17 protein-coding genes are annotated in these 15,328 nt (G+C 69.9%); 8 read left to right on the top strand and 9 right to left on the bottom strand.

Annotated elements, in window-relative coordinates:
* Positions 1–219, top strand: a 219-nt coding sequence (locus QMO14_RS30790; RefSeq protein ID WP_301511854.1) for a universal stress protein, incomplete at its 5' end; no start/stop codon positions are given.
* Between the two features lie 84 nt (positions 220–303).
* On the opposite strand, the gene QMO14_RS30785 is transcribed toward QMO14_RS30790, so the two are convergent.
* The 3 genes from QMO14_RS30785 to QMO14_RS30775 form a co-directional block, all read right to left on the bottom strand.
* Entirely contained in the window at positions 304–693 is a 390-nt protein-coding gene (locus QMO14_RS30785) for an RT0821/Lpp0805 family surface protein (RefSeq protein ID WP_301511853.1), read from the bottom strand.
* 35 nt (positions 694–728) lie between these two features.
* On the bottom strand, positions 729–1,913 hold the full coding sequence (locus QMO14_RS30780; protein WP_301511852.1) for a fatty acid desaturase: 1,185 nt from the start codon (positions 1,911–1,913) through the stop codon (positions 729–731).
* A 62-nt stretch (positions 1,914–1,975) separates the two neighbouring features.
* Complete coding sequence (locus QMO14_RS30775) at positions 1,976–3,385, bottom strand: phenylacetate--CoA ligase family protein (protein ID WP_301511851.1); 1,410 nt, start codon at positions 3,383–3,385, stop codon at positions 1,976–1,978.
* A 149-nt stretch (positions 3,386–3,534) separates the two neighbouring features.
* On the opposite strand from QMO14_RS30775, the gene QMO14_RS30770 reads away from it, so the two are divergent.
* Positions 3,535–6,198 (top strand): bifunctional acetate--CoA ligase family protein/GNAT family N-acetyltransferase, encoded by a 2,664-nt coding sequence (locus tag QMO14_RS30770; protein WP_301511850.1) that lies wholly within the window; start codon positions 3,535–3,537, stop codon positions 6,196–6,198.
* Here the strand turns inward: QMO14_RS30770 and QMO14_RS30765 are convergent.
* The gene (locus QMO14_RS30765; protein WP_301511849.1) at positions 6,131–6,541 is read right to left on the bottom strand and encodes a cytochrome C; all 411 of its coding nucleotides are present in this window, start codon (positions 6,539–6,541) and stop codon (positions 6,131–6,133) included. The genes QMO14_RS30770 and QMO14_RS30765 overlap by 68 nt on opposite strands.
* 138 nt (positions 6,542–6,679) lie before the next feature.
* Between QMO14_RS30765 and QMO14_RS30760 the strand changes: the two genes are divergently transcribed.
* Both QMO14_RS30760 and QMO14_RS30755 read left to right on the top strand, forming a co-directional pair.
* The gene (locus tag QMO14_RS30760; protein ID WP_301511848.1) at positions 6,680–7,105 is read left to right on the top strand and encodes an Hsp20/alpha crystallin family protein; all 426 of its coding nucleotides are present in this window, start codon (positions 6,680–6,682) and stop codon (positions 7,103–7,105) included.
* Positions 7,106–7,181: 76 nt separating this feature from the next.
* Positions 7,182–8,108: a histone deacetylase family protein gene (locus tag QMO14_RS30755; RefSeq protein WP_301511846.1), complete on the top strand. Its 927-nt coding sequence runs from the start codon at positions 7,182–7,184 to the stop codon at positions 8,106–8,108.
* Positions 8,109–8,144: 36 nt separating this feature from the next.
* On the opposite strand, the gene QMO14_RS30750 is transcribed toward QMO14_RS30755, so the two are convergent.
* Both QMO14_RS30750 and QMO14_RS30745 read right to left on the bottom strand, forming a co-directional pair.
* Positions 8,145–9,851 (bottom strand): cation acetate symporter, encoded by a 1,707-nt coding sequence (locus tag QMO14_RS30750; RefSeq protein ID WP_301511855.1) that lies wholly within the window; start codon positions 9,849–9,851, stop codon positions 8,145–8,147.
* Between the two features lie 44 nt (positions 9,852–9,895).
* Positions 9,896–10,216, bottom strand: coding sequence for a DUF485 domain-containing protein (locus QMO14_RS30745; protein ID WP_301511844.1), 321 nt, complete (start codon positions 10,214–10,216; stop codon positions 9,896–9,898).
* A 126-nt stretch (positions 10,217–10,342) separates the two neighbouring features.
* Here QMO14_RS30745 and acs point away from each other — a divergent pair, with 126 nt between their 5' ends.
* Positions 10,343–12,319 (top strand): acetate--CoA ligase, encoded by a 1,977-nt coding sequence (acs, locus tag QMO14_RS30740; RefSeq protein WP_301511843.1) that lies wholly within the window; start codon positions 10,343–10,345, stop codon positions 12,317–12,319.
* A 16-nt stretch (positions 12,320–12,335) separates the two neighbouring features.
* Here the strand turns inward: acs and QMO14_RS30735 are convergent, their stop codons facing one another.
* Positions 12,336–13,229, bottom strand: a complete 894-nt coding sequence (locus tag QMO14_RS30735; RefSeq protein ID WP_301511842.1) for an MBL fold metallo-hydrolase — start codon at positions 13,227–13,229, stop codon at positions 12,336–12,338.
* 87 nt (positions 13,230–13,316) lie between these two features.
* On the opposite strand from QMO14_RS30735, the gene QMO14_RS30730 reads away from it, so the two are divergent.
* From QMO14_RS30730 to QMO14_RS30720, 3 genes are read left to right on the top strand one after another with little or no spacing between them, the layout of a single operon-like run.
* Entirely contained in the window at positions 13,317–13,640 is a 324-nt protein-coding gene (locus QMO14_RS30730; protein WP_301511841.1) for a metalloregulator ArsR/SmtB family transcription factor, read from the top strand.
* Positions 13,640–14,074 carry a YeeE/YedE family protein gene (locus tag QMO14_RS30725; protein WP_301511839.1) on the top strand — a complete coding sequence of 145 codons (435 nt, stop codon included), beginning with the start codon at positions 13,640–13,642 and terminating at the stop codon, positions 14,072–14,074. Before QMO14_RS30730 ends, QMO14_RS30725 begins: the two co-directional genes overlap by 1 nt.
* Positions 14,075–14,084: 10 nt before the next feature.
* Positions 14,085–14,507 (top strand): YeeE/YedE family protein, encoded by a 423-nt coding sequence (locus QMO14_RS30720; RefSeq protein WP_301511838.1) that lies wholly within the window; start codon positions 14,085–14,087, stop codon positions 14,505–14,507.
* A 2-nt stretch (positions 14,508–14,509) separates the two neighbouring features.
* Here the strand turns inward: QMO14_RS30720 and QMO14_RS30715 are convergent, their stop codons facing one another.
* Together QMO14_RS30715 and QMO14_RS30710 are read right to left on the bottom strand one after the other, a co-directional pair.
* Positions 14,510–14,965, bottom strand: a complete 456-nt coding sequence (locus QMO14_RS30715) for a universal stress protein (protein ID WP_301511836.1) — start codon at positions 14,963–14,965, stop codon at positions 14,510–14,512.
* 103 nt (positions 14,966–15,068) lie between these two features.
* On the bottom strand, positions 15,069–15,328 hold a 260-nt coding region (locus QMO14_RS30710), incomplete at its 5' end, for an ATP-binding cassette domain-containing protein (RefSeq protein ID WP_301511834.1).

The raw sequence follows: 15,328 nt of genomic DNA, 5'->3' as shown, positions 1-15,328 counted from the left end.
TACCTGCGTCTGCACGGCGTCGGGCAGACGCGTGAACACAAGGCGCCGGAKGAGGACAGGCATGCCGGCGAGGCGCTTCTCTCGCTCGCGCGGGAGACCGGCGCCGGCCTGATCGTCATGGGTGCCTACGGCCACAGCCCGGCACGCGAGCTGGTGTTCGGCGGCGCCACGCGCACGGTGCTGGAGCGGGCTTCGGTCCCGGTCTGGATGGCGCACTGAACGGCGCCACGGCCCGCCGGCGCTCATCCGCCACAAGGGCCCGCCACCACCAAGGGCCGGGCCGCCGGCCCTGTCCCGCATGCCTCAGGCGGCCATGCGCCAGGAGCCGTCGGCCTGGCGGCATGCGTTGCCGCCGATGCCGTCGTGGCGGCCGCCGACCACGACTTCGAGCCGGAATTCGCGGCAGCGGGCACCGCCGCGCTCGAAGCTGCGCGTGGGCGTGAAGACGAAGCTGTCGCCGGTGTCGCGGTTGCGCCAGGACGACGATTCGCCGTTGCCCAGGCTCTCCAGCGCGCTCGCCGCGCGGCGGCGGTCGCTGTCGTCCATCGCCCTGGCGGCCACGCTGCCGGGCACGGAAGAAGCGAGCGAGCCGGTGAGCGTGGCGCCGCCCGGTGCGGCTGGCGGAAAGCCGCCGCAGGCTGTCGCAAGGACGGCGGCCACGATGGAAACCGAAAGTGCCGCAACAGGCTTCATCCGCTACTCCTCGGCGCCGGTGCTTTCGAGTGCGTTCAGGCGTATGAACGCAGCCGGCGCGAAAAATCCGCCAGTGGCGCGATGCCGCTCGCCTCGGCGCGCTGGCACCAGTCCTGCAATTGCCTGGCGAGCTGCTCGCCCGTGGCGGTGGAACGGCTCCACAACGCGGTCAGCTCGCCGCGCATCGAATACATCGTAGCCAGCGCCTGTGAGGCCTTCAACGCCTGCATCACCTGCTGCTGCCGCGAGGGCCCGAGCAGGCCCTGGTCCTTGCCGAGCCAGGGCTTGACGGCCTTCAGGGCGCGCGCGGCCTCCGGCGAAATGCCGCGCAGGCGGCCGAGCTCGGCCACGCAGGCTTTCTTCAGCGAGCGCGTGTAGTTCGACAGCACGTCGTAGTGGCAGCGGATGATCGCCTGCACCGTGGCCAGGTCGACGTTCGCCTTGGGCGCAACCAGGCGCGGCGTGGGCGCCACGTGCTTCACGCGGGCCAGGCCCAGCGCCTGCAGCGTGCGGATGTAGAGCCAGCCGATGTCGAACTCGAACCACTTGCTCGAAAGCTTCGCCGAGGCCGGAAAGGCATGGTGGTTGTTGTGCAGTTCCTCCCCGCCGATCAGGATGCCGACGGGAAAGATGTTCGTGCTGGCGTCGCGGGCCGGCCAGTTGCGGTAGCCCCAGTAGTGGCCAATGCCGTTGACCACGCCGGCCGCCCAGAACGGAATCCACGCGATCTGCGTGAGCAGCACCAGCGCGCCCGGCACGACGCCGAAGAGCGCCATGTCCACGACGCCCATCAGCACGATGCCCAGGGTCTTGTGCCGCGAGTAGAGATGCCGCTCCAGCCAGTCGTCGGGCGTGCCCTGGCCGTAGCGTTCCAGGGTCTCGGCGTGCCGCGCCTCGCGCATGTAGAGAAGCACGCCGCCCCACAGCACACGGTTGAGCCCGTGCACCTGCGGGCTGTGCGGGTCTTCGGGGGTTTCGCACTTGGCGTGGTGCTTGCGGTGCACCGCGGCCCACTCGCGGGTCACCATGCCGGTGGTCAGCCAGAGCCAGAAGCGGAAGAAGTGGCTCGCCGCGGGGTGCAGGTCGAGCGCGCGGTGCGCCTGGTGGCGGTGCAGGAAGATGGTGACGGAAGCGATGGTGACGTGTGTGAGCGCGAGCGCGGCCAGCAGCACGCCCCACCACGGAAGATCCAGGACGCCGGAGTAAAGCAGGGATTGCATTCGTACCTCTTGAACAGTGCCGGCGATTCTGCGGACCGCCGCGGCGCGGACCTTGATGCAGGTCAACACCCGTCGCCCGGTTTTGCGGCCTGCGAGACCACCCGCCGGAACTTGCCGCTGCGCCCGCACTTCGTGCTCTCACCCGCGCGGCACTGGATGCGCACGCCCCTCGCGCCCTGTGCTTCGAGGAACGCCGCGAGCGCCTCGCGGGCCTTGTGCAGGGTCCGCTGCGCCTTCTCTCCCTCGCCGCGGGTTTTCAGCAGCAGGTCGCGCGGCCCCTGCTGCACCAGCTGGAAGTCGAACAGGCCGGCCTCCTCCTCGAGCACCGTGCTCACCGCCAGCGGCACCACCTGCACCGCCGGCATGCCCGCGCCGCCGGGCAGGCACAGCGTGTCGTCGTCGCGGCCGTGCACCTCGATGGCCGGCAGGTGCGATCCGCACCCGCAGGGCTCTGGCAGCAGCCTGACCCGGTCGCCCAGGTCGTAGCGGATCAGCGGCTGCAGGTGGTTGGCCAGGTTGGTCAGCAGGGTCGTGCTTCCTGCGTGGCCGGACGGCACCGCCCGGCCGTGCGCGTCGACCGGCTCCAGGATCGCCCAGTCGCTGTTCAGGTGCAGCACGCCCCGCGAGCATTCGAAGGCCAGCGACAGGAACTCCGACGCGCCGTAGCTGTTGGCGACGGGGCAGCCGAACGCCTGCTTCAGGTAGGCGCGGCCGGCTGCGGAGAGCGTTTCGCCGCCGGTCCATATCTCGCGCGGCGCGGCTTTCAGCCTGCCGGCCTCCCGCTCCTGCGCGAGCACGATGGCGGCGCTGGGATAGGTGGCCACCACCGTGGGGCTGAACGCATCGAGCTCGGCGCACAGCCTGTCCAGCGGCTGCAGGAAGGAAATGCCGCGCAGGCGCGGCGCGAGGCCGGACTGCAGGCGGCGCAGCCGCTCGACCGATACGGTGCTCGCGAAATGCCCGCCGGTCGCGCCCACGAAGGCGATGCGCTCGGTCAGGCTCCATGGGTCGAACAATCGGTCGAGGGGCCGCAGCAGCGGACGGCGCAGCGCCTCCAGCGCGTCGTACACGGCCATCGCGCGCGCGTCCTGCACGAAGATCGCGGGCTCGCCGGTGCTGCCAGAGCTTTCCCATGCCGTGTAGGGCCCGAGGCAGTCGGCCGCGATGTTCGCCGGCTCGGCGACGAAGCGGCGCAGTGCCGGCAGCGAGAGCGCCGGGTCGCAGACCCAGTCGGCGAAGTCGCGCATCAGTTCCGCCTTGCGGGACACCGGCAGTTCTTCCAGCCGCACGGTGGCCGGATCGCATCCCGCCAGCAGGCGCCGGTAGCGCGGCGAATGTGCCGCCGCGGCCGCGACCAGTTGCGCCAGCCGCTGCGAGCGCAGCGCGGCGAGCGCCCCCGCGCCCGCGTTCGTGGCCATCGAGACCTCGGCCGCGATCACGTACGCCTGCCACGGATCAAATATCGGCGGCATCGGGCGCGGCTCCAGGCAAACGGGTATCCATGGCGGACTCCTTGCTGACGGAGCTTGCGCCCTTGTCCGCACGGCGGGTTGACATGCATCAAGCCGGCGGGCCGTTCGGCCTTGCACGATGGGCGCCCCGCCACACAGCCATCAACGCCATGAGCATCCGACATCTGGACCGCCTGCTGTCGCCGGCCTCCGTCGCCGTGTTCGGCGCTTCCAGCCGGCCCGCCAGCGTCGGCGCCACGGTGTGGCGCAACCTGCGTGCAGGCGGCTTCAAGGGCGCGGTGCACGGGGTGAACCCGAAACACGCCTCGCTCGACGGCGTGCCCGTCTTCCCCGACGCGGCGCACCTGCCCGCCGCGCCCGACCTGGCGCTGATCTGCACGCCCCCGGCCACCGTGGCGCCGCTGATCGCCGAGCTGGGCGCGCTGGGCACCCGCGCGGCGGTGATCATCACGGCCGGCCTTGACCCGAGGCAGAAACAGGCGGCGCTGGATGCGGCCCGCCCCTTCACCCTGCGGCTGCTGGGCCCCAACTGCCTGGGCCTGCTGAGCCCCCACATCGGCCTGAACGCCAGCTTCGCGCACACCGACGCGCTGGCGGGCGACGTGGCCTTCGTCTCGCAGTCGGGCGCGCTGGTCACGGCCGTGCTCGACTGGACGCGCAGCCGCGGCGTGGGTCTGTCGCACCTGGTCTCGCTGGGCGAGCACTGCGACGTCGACTTCGGCGACCTGCTCGACCACCTGGCCAGCGATGCGCGCACGCGATCGATCCTGCTGTACGTGGAGTCCGTCGAATCGCCGCGCAAGTTCATGTCGGCCGCGCGCGCGGCGGCCCGCAACAAGCCGGTGATCGTGCTGAAGGCCGGGCGCGCCGGCCACGGAATTGCCGCCGCTGCCTCGCACACGGGCGCGCTGGCGGGCTCCGACGCGGTCTACGACGCCGCGCTGCGGCGCGCCGGAATGCTGCGCGTCGACACGCTGCAGGAGCTCTTCGTCGCCGCGCAAACCCTGTCGCGCTTCCGGGGCAACGGCCACGGCAGGCTCACGGTCATGACCAACGGCGGAGGCGCAGGCGTGATGGCGGCCGACGCGGCCGCGCGCGAGGGCGTGGCGCTGGCCGACCCCGGCTGCGCGCTGCTCGCCCGCCTCGACGCGCTGCTTCCGGCGAACTGGTCGCGCGCCAACCCCATCGACATCATCGGCGACGCGCCGGCCGAACGCTATGCCGAGACGCTCGGCGCGCTGCTGGCCGACGCGTCGGCCGGCGCGGTGCTCTTCATGCATGCGCCCACGGCCATCGTGCGCAGCGAGGACATCGCGCGCGCCTGCCTGCCGCTGGTGCGCGGCCACGCCTCGCGCGTGATGAGCGCCTGGCTCGGCGACGACGCGGTGGCCCAGGCGCGCAGGCTCTTCGAGGATGCCGGCGTGGCCGACTACGCCACGCCTGAAGAGGCGGTGCACGCCTTCGCGATGCTGCAGACCTACAGGCGCAACCAGGAGATCCTGATGGAGACGCCGGGCACCGGCCATGGCGCCGTGCCGGACGCCGCCGCGGTGCGCGCCACGCTGGGCTCGGCGCTGGCCGAGCAGCGCGAATGGCTCGACGAACAGGAGGCCAAGTCGCTCCTGCAGGCCTACGGCATCGAGACGGTACCCACCGTCGCCGTCGCGCCGACGGCCGAGGCGGCCGTCGAGGCTGCCAAGGGGCTGGGATACCCGGTGGCGCTGAAGATCCTCTCGCGCGACATCACGCACAAGTCGGACGTCGGCGGTGTGCGACTGGGCCTTTGCGACGAAGCCGCGCTGCGCGGCGCGGCCGGCGAGATGCTCGACGCGGTGAGGAACGCCAGGCCGCTGGCGCGGATCGACGGCTTCACCGTGCAGCACTCGGTGCACCGCCCGCATGCGCAGGAGATCATCGTCGGCGCCAGCGTCGATCCGGTCTTCGGCCCCGTGATCCTCTTCGGCCAGGGCGGCACGGCGGTCGAGGTCGCAGGCGACACGGCCATCGCGCTGCCGCCGCTGAACCGCGCGCTCGCCGCGGAACTGGTGTCGCGCACGCGCGTGTCACGCCTGCTGGCGGGCTATCGCGACCATCCGCCGGCCCGGCTCGATGCGCTGCACGACGTGCTCGTCGCGGTCTCGCGGGTGCTGGCCGACCTGCCGCAACTGGCGGAGCTGGACATCAACCCGCTGTGGGTCGACGAGAACGGGGCACTGGCGCTCGACGCGCGCATGCGGGTGTCGCGCATGCCGGCGCACGGAACCGGGCGCTTCGCGATACTGCCCTACCCCGACCAGTGGGTGCGCACGCAGAAATGGAACGGGCGCGAGATCGTGGTCAGGCCGATCAGGCCCGAGGACGAGCCGCAGCACCGGCGCTTCCTGGAGTCGCTGGACGCGGAGGACATGCGCATGCGGTTCTTCTCGGTGCGCAAGGAAATGGCCCGCAGCGAGCTCGCGCGGCTGACCCAGATCGACTACGACCGCGAGATGGCCTTCATCGCCGAGGACATCGATGCGCAGGGCAACGCCTACACGCTGGGCGTTGCCCGCACGGTGAGCGACCCCGACAACGTCGAGGCCGAGTTCGCCATCGTCGTGCGCTCCGAGCTCAAGGGCCAGGGGCTGGGCGCGATCCTGTTCGATCGGCTGATCGAACATGCGCGCAGCCGCGGCACGGCACGGCTGGTGGGTGTCGTGTTGCGCGAGAACACCCGGATGCTGAAGCTCGCGGCCGCGATGGGTTTCAAGGCCGATCCGGCGGAGCCGCCCTCGTCGGGCCTGCGGCGGATGGTGCTGCAACTGAGGGCTTGAGCAGGCTGGTCGCGCTCGGCGGCGTGAAGCCGTAGAAGCGGTCGTTCAGGTAGCGGGCGACTTCCATGATGTCCTGGTCGCGCCAGCCCAGCGAGGAGGCCTGCTGCCAGCGCCGCACCTGCTCCTCGAGGCTGTCCCAGTGGTTGACCAGCTTCCTGCCGCGCCAGTGCATCTTCTCGTTGTGGCAGGCGACGCAGTTGGTGTTGTAGAGCAGTTCGCCCCGGGACTGGGCCGAGGCGGTGCCGCCGAGCAGGCCCGTACAGGCCGCCAGCGCGAGCGCGACGGCCGGCATGGTCCGGCCGGCCGCGCGGCTGGCTTCGCACAGGAAGGGAATCCGGCGCATGGGGCTCTCCTTTTCGATCGTGGACGATGGATCGCATCCTCTCGCGCCAACCGCGGACGCGCTTGATCCAGCGCAACGGAACTCCGGCGGCGGGCGCCTAGATTGAAGATCCCTCAACCCACTCATGGAGCAAAGCGCATGAACACCGCACTGTCCCGCCTGGACCGCATCGAGAACCTCTTTCCCGACATGATGCGCCGCTGGGCGCGTCCCCTGCAGCTGATCGACGAGGCCGAACTGCCGGCCGACATCCGGCTCGACATCAACGAGAACGACAAGGAATACCTCGTCACCGCCGAGATCCCCGGTGCCAGGAAGGAAGACGTGCGCGTCTCCATCGACGGCAGCTACGTCTCCATCTCGGCCGAGATCAGGAAGGACGAGGAAAAGAAGCAGGGCCGCTCCATCGTCCGCGAGACCTATCGCGGCAGCATGTCGCGCGGCTTCTCGCTGGCCAGCGAAGTCGACGAAAAGACCGCCGTGGCGAAGCTCGAGGACGGCGTGCTGCACCTCACGCTGCCCAAGCGCGAAGGCTCGGCCCGCACCACGCTGAAGATCCAGTAGCCGTCACGCGACCGGCACCGCCGGCAGCGGGCTCCCCTCGAGGGCCGCCCGGCTTTCGAAGAAGCAAGGAGCCCGCATGCTGAGCGCCTACATCACCCACGCAGACTGCGCGCGCCACGACATGGGCGCGGGCCATCCGGAAAGCCCGCAGCGGCTTTCCGCCATCCACGACCGTCTGCTGATCGCGGGCCTGCTCGACCACATGGCCCCGTACGACGCCCCGCTTGCCACGCAGGCCCAGCTGGCACGCGCGCACACGATGTCGCATGTGCGCGAACTCGTCGCGATGGCACCCGTCGAGGGGCACCGCTTCGTCGACCCCGACACCCTGATGAACCCGCACACCCTGCGGGCCGCGCTGCGCGCCGCCGGGGCTGCGGTGCTGGCCACCGACCTGGTGCTGGCCGGCGAGGCGCCCACGGCCTTCTGCAACGTGCGCCCGCCGGGCCATCACGCCACGCGCGACGCGGCCATGGGCTTCTGCTTCTTCAACAACGTGGCGGTGGGCATCCGCCACGCGCTGGACGTTCACGGCCTGCAGCGCGTGGCCCTGATCGACTTCGACGTGCATCACGGCAACGGCAGCGCGGACATCTTCCGCGACGACGAGCGCGTGCTCATGTGCTCCATCTTCGAGCAGGGGCTCTATCCCTTCTCGGGCGAGGAGGACAACGGTCCGCGGATGGTGAACGTCGGGCTGCCTTCGCGCTCGGGCGGCAATGCTTTCAGGGCGGCCGTCACCGGCCGCTGGCTGCCGGCGCTCGAAGCCTTCGCCCCGCAGCTCGTCTACGTCTCGGCGGGCTTCGACGGGCACAGGGAGGACGACATGGGCAACCTCGGCCTGGTGGAGAACGACTACGCCTGGGTCACCCGGCAGCTCATGGACGTGGCGCTGCGGCATTGCCGTGGCCGCGTCATCTCTTGCCTCGAAGGCGGCTACGCGCTCAGCGCGCTCGCCCGCAGCGCCGCCGCGCACGTCAAGGTGCTGATCGGCGCCGACTGACCGCGGCGCCGGGCCGCGGCCAGCACGCGGCCTCGTTCAGTGCCCGCTCGCGCCATGCGCGCCGATGCCTGTCTCGGAGCGCACCTGCTGCGCGAGGAAACCGCCGCGATCCACCTGCGCGCGCGCACTCCGGTCCAGCACCGAGAACAGCCAGATGCCCACGAAGGCGATGCTCATCGAGAACAGGCACGGCGAGGCGTACGGGAACGGAGCCGAGCCGGCCGGATGGCCGAAGGTGGCCTCCCAGACCGAGGGCGACACCACCGTCAGCACCACCGAGGACACCAGCCCCAGGAAGCCGCCGATCACCGCTCCGCGCGTGGTGCAGCCCTTCCAGAGCACCGACATGAAGAGCACCGGGAAGTTGGCCGAGGCCGCGATGGCGAAGGCCAGCGACACCATGAAGGCGATGTTCTGCTTCTCGAAAACGATGCCCAGCAGCACCGCCAGCGCGCCGAGCGCCAGCGTGGTGATCCTGGACACCCGCAGCTCGGCCGCGCTGCCCGCGTCGCCCTTCTTGATGACGGTGGCATACAGGTCGTGCGACACGGCGGAAGCGCCCGACAGCGTGAGGCCCGCCACCACCGCGAGGATGGTCGCGAAGGCCACCGCCGAGATGAAGCCGAGGAACACGTTGCCGCCCACCGCGCTGGCGAGGTGGATCGCCGCCATGTTGCCGCCGCCCCTGAGCACTCCCTTGGCGTCGAGGAAGTCCGGGTTCGTCAGGACGAAGGTGATGGCGCCGAAGCCGATGATGAAGGTCAGCAGGTAGAAATAGCCGATCCAGCCCGTGGCCCACATGACCGACTTGCGCGCCTCCTTGGCGCTGGGCACGGTGAAGAAGCGCATCAGGATGTGCGGCAGCCCGGCCGTGCCGAACATGAGCGCCATGCCGAAGGAGATGGCCGAGATCGGGTCCTTCACGAAATTGCCCGGCCCCATGATCGACTGCCCGATGCTCGCGGCCACCTCGGCGGTCTTGCCGTCCTTCAGCGCCAGGTCGGTCTTGACCTTGACCGCGCCCGCGAACATCGCCTCGGGGCTGAAACCGAAGTGCCAGAGCACCGAGATCGCCATGAAGCTCGCGCCGCCCAGCAGCAGGCCGGCCTTGATGATCTGCACCCAGGTCGTGGCCGTCATGCCGCCGAAGAGCACGTACACCATCATGAGCGAGCCCACGATGACCACCGCGACCCAGTACTCGAGGCCGAACAGCAGCTTGATGAGCTGCCCCGCGCCCACCATCTGCGCGATGAGATAGAACGCCACCACCACCAGCGTGCCGGAGGCCGCGAAGATGCGCACCGGCGTCTGCCTGAACCTGAAGGCCGCGACGTCGGCGAAGGTGAACTTGCCGAGGTTGCGCAGCCGCTCCGCCATCAGGAAGGTGATGACCGGCCAGCCCACGAGGAAGCCGATGGAATAGATCAGCCCGTCGTAGCCGGAAGCCATCACCGCCGCCGAGATGCCGAGGAACGATGCCGCGGACATGTAGTCGCCGGCGATGGCGAGCCCGTTCTGGAAACCCGTGATGCCGCCGCCGGCCGTGTAGAAGTCGGACGCCGAGCGGGTGCGCGCGGCGGCCCACTTGGTGATGAAGAGCGTTCCCACCACGAACAGCGCGAACATGCCGATGGCGGTCCAGTTGGTGGCCTGCTTCTGCAGCTGGCCCAGGTCGGCGCCGGCCGCGAAAGCACCCGCCGAGACGGCGCACAGGGAGAGGAAGGCAGCGGCGGATCGCATGCGCGGGACGAAGGGCACGCGCGAGACGTGCGGCAGACCGGCGCTCATTGCCTGGCCTCCTTCTGGACGGCCTTGACCACGGCATCGGACAGGTTGTCGAACTCCGCATTGGCGCGGCGCACGTAGTAGCCGGTGATCACCACGGTGAACACGATCACCCCGAAGCCGATCGGCATGCCCAGGGTCATGACGCCGTCGCCGATGCGCCGCGCCAGGAACTCCTTGTCGAAGGCCACCAGCAGCACGAAGCCGTAGTACACGATGAGCATCAGCACCGCCAGCGTCCAGCCGAAGCGGTCGCGCCTGCGCTTGAGTTGCCTGTATTGGGAATGCGCGGCGACGCGCGCGACCAGATCGTCTTCCATCGGGGGGTCTCCTTGTTTGCAATGGGCGGATTAGGAACGCGCGCGCCGCGCCGAAGCTTGCGCTGGCGCAAGGTTCTCCTCTTCGCCGCCGGCAAGATCGGGCCTCCCAAACGAAAGCCACGAGACATGAACGCACCCGATCTCCCGTCCCGTCTTCCGACCTACGCACCACCGGAGGCGCTCGCCCGCACCGCCCACGTCGCCGGCCGCGCCGCCTACGACGCACTGGTGGCCGAAGCCGATGCCGATCACGAGGGCTACTGGGCCCGCCTCGCGCGCGAATTCATCGGCTGGAAGACGCCGTTCACCAAGGCGCTCGACGGCAGCGATGCGCCCTACTACCGCTGGTTCGAGGACGGCACCCTCAACGTCTCGTGGAACTGCCTGGACCGCCAGGTGGAGGCCGGCCGGGGGGACAAGGTGGCGATCGTCTTCGAGTCGGACGACGGCAACGTCACCCGCACGACCTACGCGCAGCTGCTGGCGCAGACCTGCCGCATGGCCAATGCGCTGAAGGCGCGCGGGGTGAAGAAGGGCGACCGCGTCGTCATCTACATGCCGATGTCGGTCGAAGGCGTTGTAGCGATGCAGGCCTGCGCCCGGCTGGGCGCGGTGCACTCGGTGGTGTTCGGCGGCTTCTCGGCGCATGCGCTGCGTGATCGCATCGCCGACACCGGCGCGGCGGTGGTCGTCACCGCCGACCAGCAGGTGCGCTCGGGCAAGCAGCTGCCGCTCAAGGCGATGGTCGACGAGGCGATCGCGCTGGGCGGCTGCGAGGCGGTGGAATCGGTCATCGTGTACCGCCGCACCGGCCAGCCCATCGCATGGACGCCGCGCGACGTGTGGATGCACGAGATCACGCAGGCCCAGGACGACAGCTGCGAGCCCGAGTGGATCGGCGCCGAGCACCCGCTGTTCCTGCTCTACACCTCGGGCTCGACCGGCAAGCCCAAGGGCGTGCAGCACAGCAGCGGCGGCTATCTGCTGCACGCGGCGCTCACGACCAAATGGACCTTCGACATGCACGACGACGACGTGTTCTGGTGCACGGCGGACATCGGCTGGGTCACGGGCCACACGTACATCGCCTACGGTCCGCTGGCCATCGGCGCAACGCAGGTGGTGTTCGAGGGCGTGCCCACCTATCCCGACGCGGGACGCTTCTGGCAGATGATCGAACGGCACCGCGTCACGGTGTTCTACACGGCGCCCACCGCCATCCGCTCGCTGATCAAGGCGGCCGAGGGCAACCCGGCCGTGCACCCCGACCGCCATGATCTCGGCAGCCTGCGCGTGCTGGGCTCGGTGGGCGAGCCGATCAACCCGGCCGCCTGGGAGTGGTATCGCCAGCATGTGGGCGGCGGCCGCTGCCCGGTGCTCGACACCTGGTGGCAGACCGAGACCGGCGGCCACATGATCACGCCGCTGCCCGGCGCCACCGATCTCGTGCCGGGCTCCTGCACCCTGCCCTTCCCCGGCATCGCGGCGGCCATCGTCGACGAAACGGGCAACGACGTGCCCGACGGCGAGAGCGGCCTGCTGGTCATCAAGAAGCCATGGCCGAGCATGATCCGCGCCGTGTGGGGCGACGACGCGCGCTACCGATCGAGCTACTTTCCGCCGGAGCTGCGCGGCTACTACCTGGCGGGCGACGGCGCCGCGCGCGACAGGCTCACGCGCTACTTCACCATCGGCGGGCGCATCGACGACGTGCTGAACGTCAGCGGCCACCGCATGGGCACGATGGAAATCGAATCGGCGCTCGTGGCCTGCACGGCGCTGGTGGCCGAGGCGGCGGTGGTGGGCCGTCCCGACGAGACCACGGGCGAGGCGATCTGCGCGTTCGTGGTGCTCAAGCAGCCTCGCCCCACCGGCAAGGACGCAGACCGCCTGGCCGCCGAATTGCGCGCGTGGATCGGCAAGGAGATCGGCCCCATCGCCAAGCCCAGGGAGATCCGCTTCGCCGACAACCTGCCCAAGACGCGCAGCGGAAAGATCATGCGCCGCCTGCTGCGCTCGGTGGCCAAGGGCGAAGCGATCACGCAGGACGTGTCGACGCTGGAGAACCCGGCGATCCTCGATCAGCTGACCGAGACGCACTGAGGCTGCCGGCGGCTGGCTACCTGGCCGCCGGGCGCCGGTGTACCGGAAGCGCATCCACGGGGATGCGCAGGTACGCGACGCCGTTGTCGTCGGCGGGCGGCATCTGCCCGCCGCGCACGTTCACCTGGATCGACGGCAGGATGAGCGTGGGCACGTCCAGCGTCGCGTCGCGCGCCGTGCGCATCGCCACGAACTCGTCGGCGCCGATGCCGTCGCGCACGTGGATGTTGCGGGCGCGCTGTTCGGCGACCGTGGTCTGCCAGCTGGCCTGCCTCGACGCCGGCGGATAGTCGTGGCAGACGTACATGGCGGTGTCGGGCGGCAGCGCCAGAAGCTTGCGCATCGATTCGTAGAGCTGGCGGGCGTCGCCGCCCGGAAAGTCGGCGCGCGCGCTGCCGAGGTCGGGCATGAAGAGCGTGTCACCAACGAAGACCGCGCCGTCGATCAGGTAGGCCATGTCCGCGGGTGTGTGGCCCGGCACCAGCAAGGCGGTGGCTTCGACCTCGCCGATCCTGAAAACTTCGCCGTCCTTGAACAGGTGGTCGAACTGGCTTCCGTCGGGCAGGAAGGCGCGCTCGAAGTTGAAGAGCTTGCCGAAGGTCGACTGGACGACGCGGATGTTCTCGCCGATGGCGATCTTTCCGCCCGCATGCTGCTGGACATGGCGCGCGCCTGACAGGTGGTCCGCATGCGCGTGCGTCTCCAGGATCCAGTCGAGCTGCAGCGCATGTTCGCGCAGGTAGTCCAGCAGCCTGTCGGCCGACGCGGTGGCGGTGCGGCCCGACCTGAAGTCGTAGTCGAGCACAGGGTCGATGACCGCGGCATGCCTGCCCGCGTGCTCCCAGACGACATAGGAAACCGTGCCTGTGGCGGAATCGAAAAAGCCCTGGATCGTCGTGGACGCTGTCATGGTTGCTCCGTGAGTGGAAGTTCGGTCTTGCGACAAACAATATATGTTTAAATATAATATTCAAATTGAAAACGTCAACCAGTCCCGATGAAGAATTCCACTCTTGCCATCGACCCCGAAGTGCTGCGCGGCGCCGCCGGCAAGGCGGTCGCGGCGCTCAAGCTGCTGGCCAACGAAGACCGCCTCCTGCTGCTGTGCCAGCTCTCGCAGGGCGAGATGTGCGTGAGCGACCTCGAGCAGACGCTGGGCATCCACCAGCCCACGCTTTCGCAGCAGCTGGGCGTGCTGCGCAACGAGGGCGTGGTCAACACCCGCCGCGAGGGCAAGAGCATCTTCTACAGCGTGGCCGATCCCGCGATGCTGGAGCTCCTCGGCGTGCTCTATCGCCTCTACTGCCCCCAGGAGGAATGATGTCCGTCGACTGGAGCTACTTCACGCCCCTCGCCTCGCTGGCTGGCGGGGCCCTCATCGGCATCGCCGCGGCGATGTTCGTGCTGCTCAACGGACGCGTCGCGGGCATCAGCGGCGTGCTGGGAGACCTGCTCCGGCCCTCGAGGGGCGACATCGGCTGGCGCGCCGCCTTCGTGCTCGGGCTTGTGGGCGCGCCGTCGGTCTACCTGCTTTTCACGGTGCTGCCCCGCCCGCAGATCGACGCGGGCTACGGCGCGCTGGTGCTGGCCGGCCTGCTCGTGGGCCTGGGGACGCGCTACGGCTCCGGCTGCACCAGCGGCCACGGCGTCTGCGGCCTCTCGCGCCTGTCGCCGCGTTCGCTCGTGGCCACCATCGCGTTCATGGGCGCGGGCTTCGCCACGGTGTTCGTGGTGCGCCATCTGCTCGGCATCTGAGGAGAGCGCCATGATCGCACTCGCCTCGCTGCTCGCCGGCCTCGTCTTCGGCCTCGGCCTCATCGTCTCGGGCATGGCCAACCCGGCCAAGGTGCTCGGCTTCCTCGACCTCGCCGGCAACTGGGACCCGTCCCTGGCCTTCGTCATGGCGGGCGCCATCGCCGTCGGATCGGTCGCGTTCCTGGCGGCAAGGCGGCGCAGCACGTCCCTGCTGGGCTCGCCGATGCGCCTGCCATCCGCGCGCGAAATAGACCGGCGCCTGGTCCTCGGCAGCATTCTTTTCGGCGTGGGCTGGGGCATCGCTGGCTTCTGTCCCGGCCCGGGCCTCGTCGCCCTCGGCATGGGCGAAACCAAGGGGCTCGTCTTCGTGCTCGCGATGCTCGCGGGCATGGGCATCTTCGAACTCGCAGAGCGCCGCGCACGACAAGGCTGAGGCTACCCGGCATCCGCCTGCTCGCCCCCGCCCGCGTGCACCAGCAGCACGGGAACACTGGAGCCACGCACGATCCGCTCGGTGCTGCTTCCCAGCAGCAGCTGCCCGAGGCCGCGCCGGCCGCGCGTGCCGGCAATGATCAGGTCGGCGTGCCATCCGCGTGCCTCGTCGGCGACGAGGCTGGCCACCGTGCCGTCCGTTTCGTTGTAGAGCACGGTGTCTACCTCGATGCCGGCGCGGCGGACGCGCTCGGCGCTTCGGGCGAGCATGCGCGCGGCTTCGGCGCGCAACTGCGGCGCGCCGTCGTGGGCATAGCCGGCGCGCGAAACCGAGAGATCGTCGATGGCGTGCAGCAGCCGCACCCGGCTTCCCATCGGCCGGGCGAGGCGGATCGCCTCGGCGACGCCTTGGGCCGATGCCGGGCTGCCGTCTATGGGAACGAGTATTCGTCGGTACACGGGATGGCTCCTTGCGGGGCACGGCTGCGTCTGCGACCGCGATGCCTGCCCGCTCTTCACGCGTCCATTCTGGGCATCGCCGCGGCCTTCGGATTGACCTGCATCAATCGCGGATCATGCCGTCCACGACCTGGATGATGCGGTCGCAGCGCCCGGCCAGTTCGGGGTTGTGCGTGACGAAGAGAATCGCCATGCCGCGCTCGCGGTTGGCCTTTCGCAGCAGATCGAAAACGGAGTCCGCCGACTTTGTGTCGAGGTTGCCCGTGGGCTCGTCCGCCAGCAGCAGCGGCGGGTCCATGGCGAGGGAACGGGCCACCGCCACGCGCTGCTGCTGGCCGCCGCTGAGCTGGGTGACCATGCTGT

Origin of the sequence: Variovorax sp. CAN15 (assembly GCF_030462475.1) — a bacterium.
In the GTDB taxonomy this organism is placed as follows: domain Bacteria; phylum Pseudomonadota; class Gammaproteobacteria; order Burkholderiales; family Burkholderiaceae_C; genus Variovorax.
This window is presented reverse-complemented; position numbering and strand designations above follow the sequence as displayed.

What these genes read in the sequence shown, in the direction of transcription:
- QMO14_RS30730 (WP_301511841.1), top strand. Translation starts at nt 13,317, where the DNA reads ATGAAGAATTCCACTCTTGCCATCGACCCCGAAGTGCTGCGCGGCGCC.
- QMO14_RS30760 (WP_301511848.1), top strand. Translation starts at nt 6,680, where the DNA reads ATGAACACCGCACTGTCCCGCCTGGACCGCATCGAGAACCTCTTTCCC.
- QMO14_RS30775 (WP_301511851.1), bottom strand. Translation starts at nt 3,385, where the DNA reads ATGCCGCCGATATTTGATCCGTGGCAGGCGTACGTGATCGCGGCCGAG.
- QMO14_RS30725 (WP_301511839.1), top strand. Translation starts at nt 13,640, where the DNA reads ATGTCCGTCGACTGGAGCTACTTCACGCCCCTCGCCTCGCTGGCTGGC.
- QMO14_RS30720 (WP_301511838.1), top strand. Translation starts at nt 14,085, where the DNA reads ATGATCGCACTCGCCTCGCTGCTCGCCGGCCTCGTCTTCGGCCTCGGC.
- QMO14_RS30780 (WP_301511852.1), bottom strand. Translation starts at nt 1,913, where the DNA reads ATGCAATCCCTGCTTTACTCCGGCGTCCTGGATCTTCCGTGGTGGGGC.
- QMO14_RS30770 (WP_301511850.1), top strand. Translation starts at nt 3,535, where the DNA reads ATGAGCATCCGACATCTGGACCGCCTGCTGTCGCCGGCCTCCGTCGCC.
- acs (WP_301511843.1), top strand. Translation starts at nt 10,343, where the DNA reads ATGAACGCACCCGATCTCCCGTCCCGTCTTCCGACCTACGCACCACCG.
- QMO14_RS30765 (WP_301511849.1), bottom strand. Translation starts at nt 6,541, where the DNA reads ATGCGCCGGATTCCCTTCCTGTGCGAAGCCAGCCGCGCGGCCGGCCGG.
- QMO14_RS30750 (WP_301511855.1), bottom strand. Translation starts at nt 9,851, where the DNA reads ATGCGATCCGCCGCTGCCTTCCTCTCCCTGTGCGCCGTCTCGGCGGGT.
- QMO14_RS30735 (WP_301511842.1), bottom strand. Translation starts at nt 13,229, where the DNA reads ATGACAGCGTCCACGACGATCCAGGGCTTTTTCGATTCCGCCACAGGC.
- QMO14_RS30755 (WP_301511846.1), top strand. Translation starts at nt 7,182, where the DNA reads ATGCTGAGCGCCTACATCACCCACGCAGACTGCGCGCGCCACGACATG.
- QMO14_RS30785 (WP_301511853.1), bottom strand. Translation starts at nt 693, where the DNA reads ATGAAGCCTGTTGCGGCACTTTCGGTTTCCATCGTGGCCGCCGTCCTT.
- QMO14_RS30745 (WP_301511844.1), bottom strand. Translation starts at nt 10,216, where the DNA reads ATGGAAGACGATCTGGTCGCGCGCGTCGCCGCGCATTCCCAATACAGG.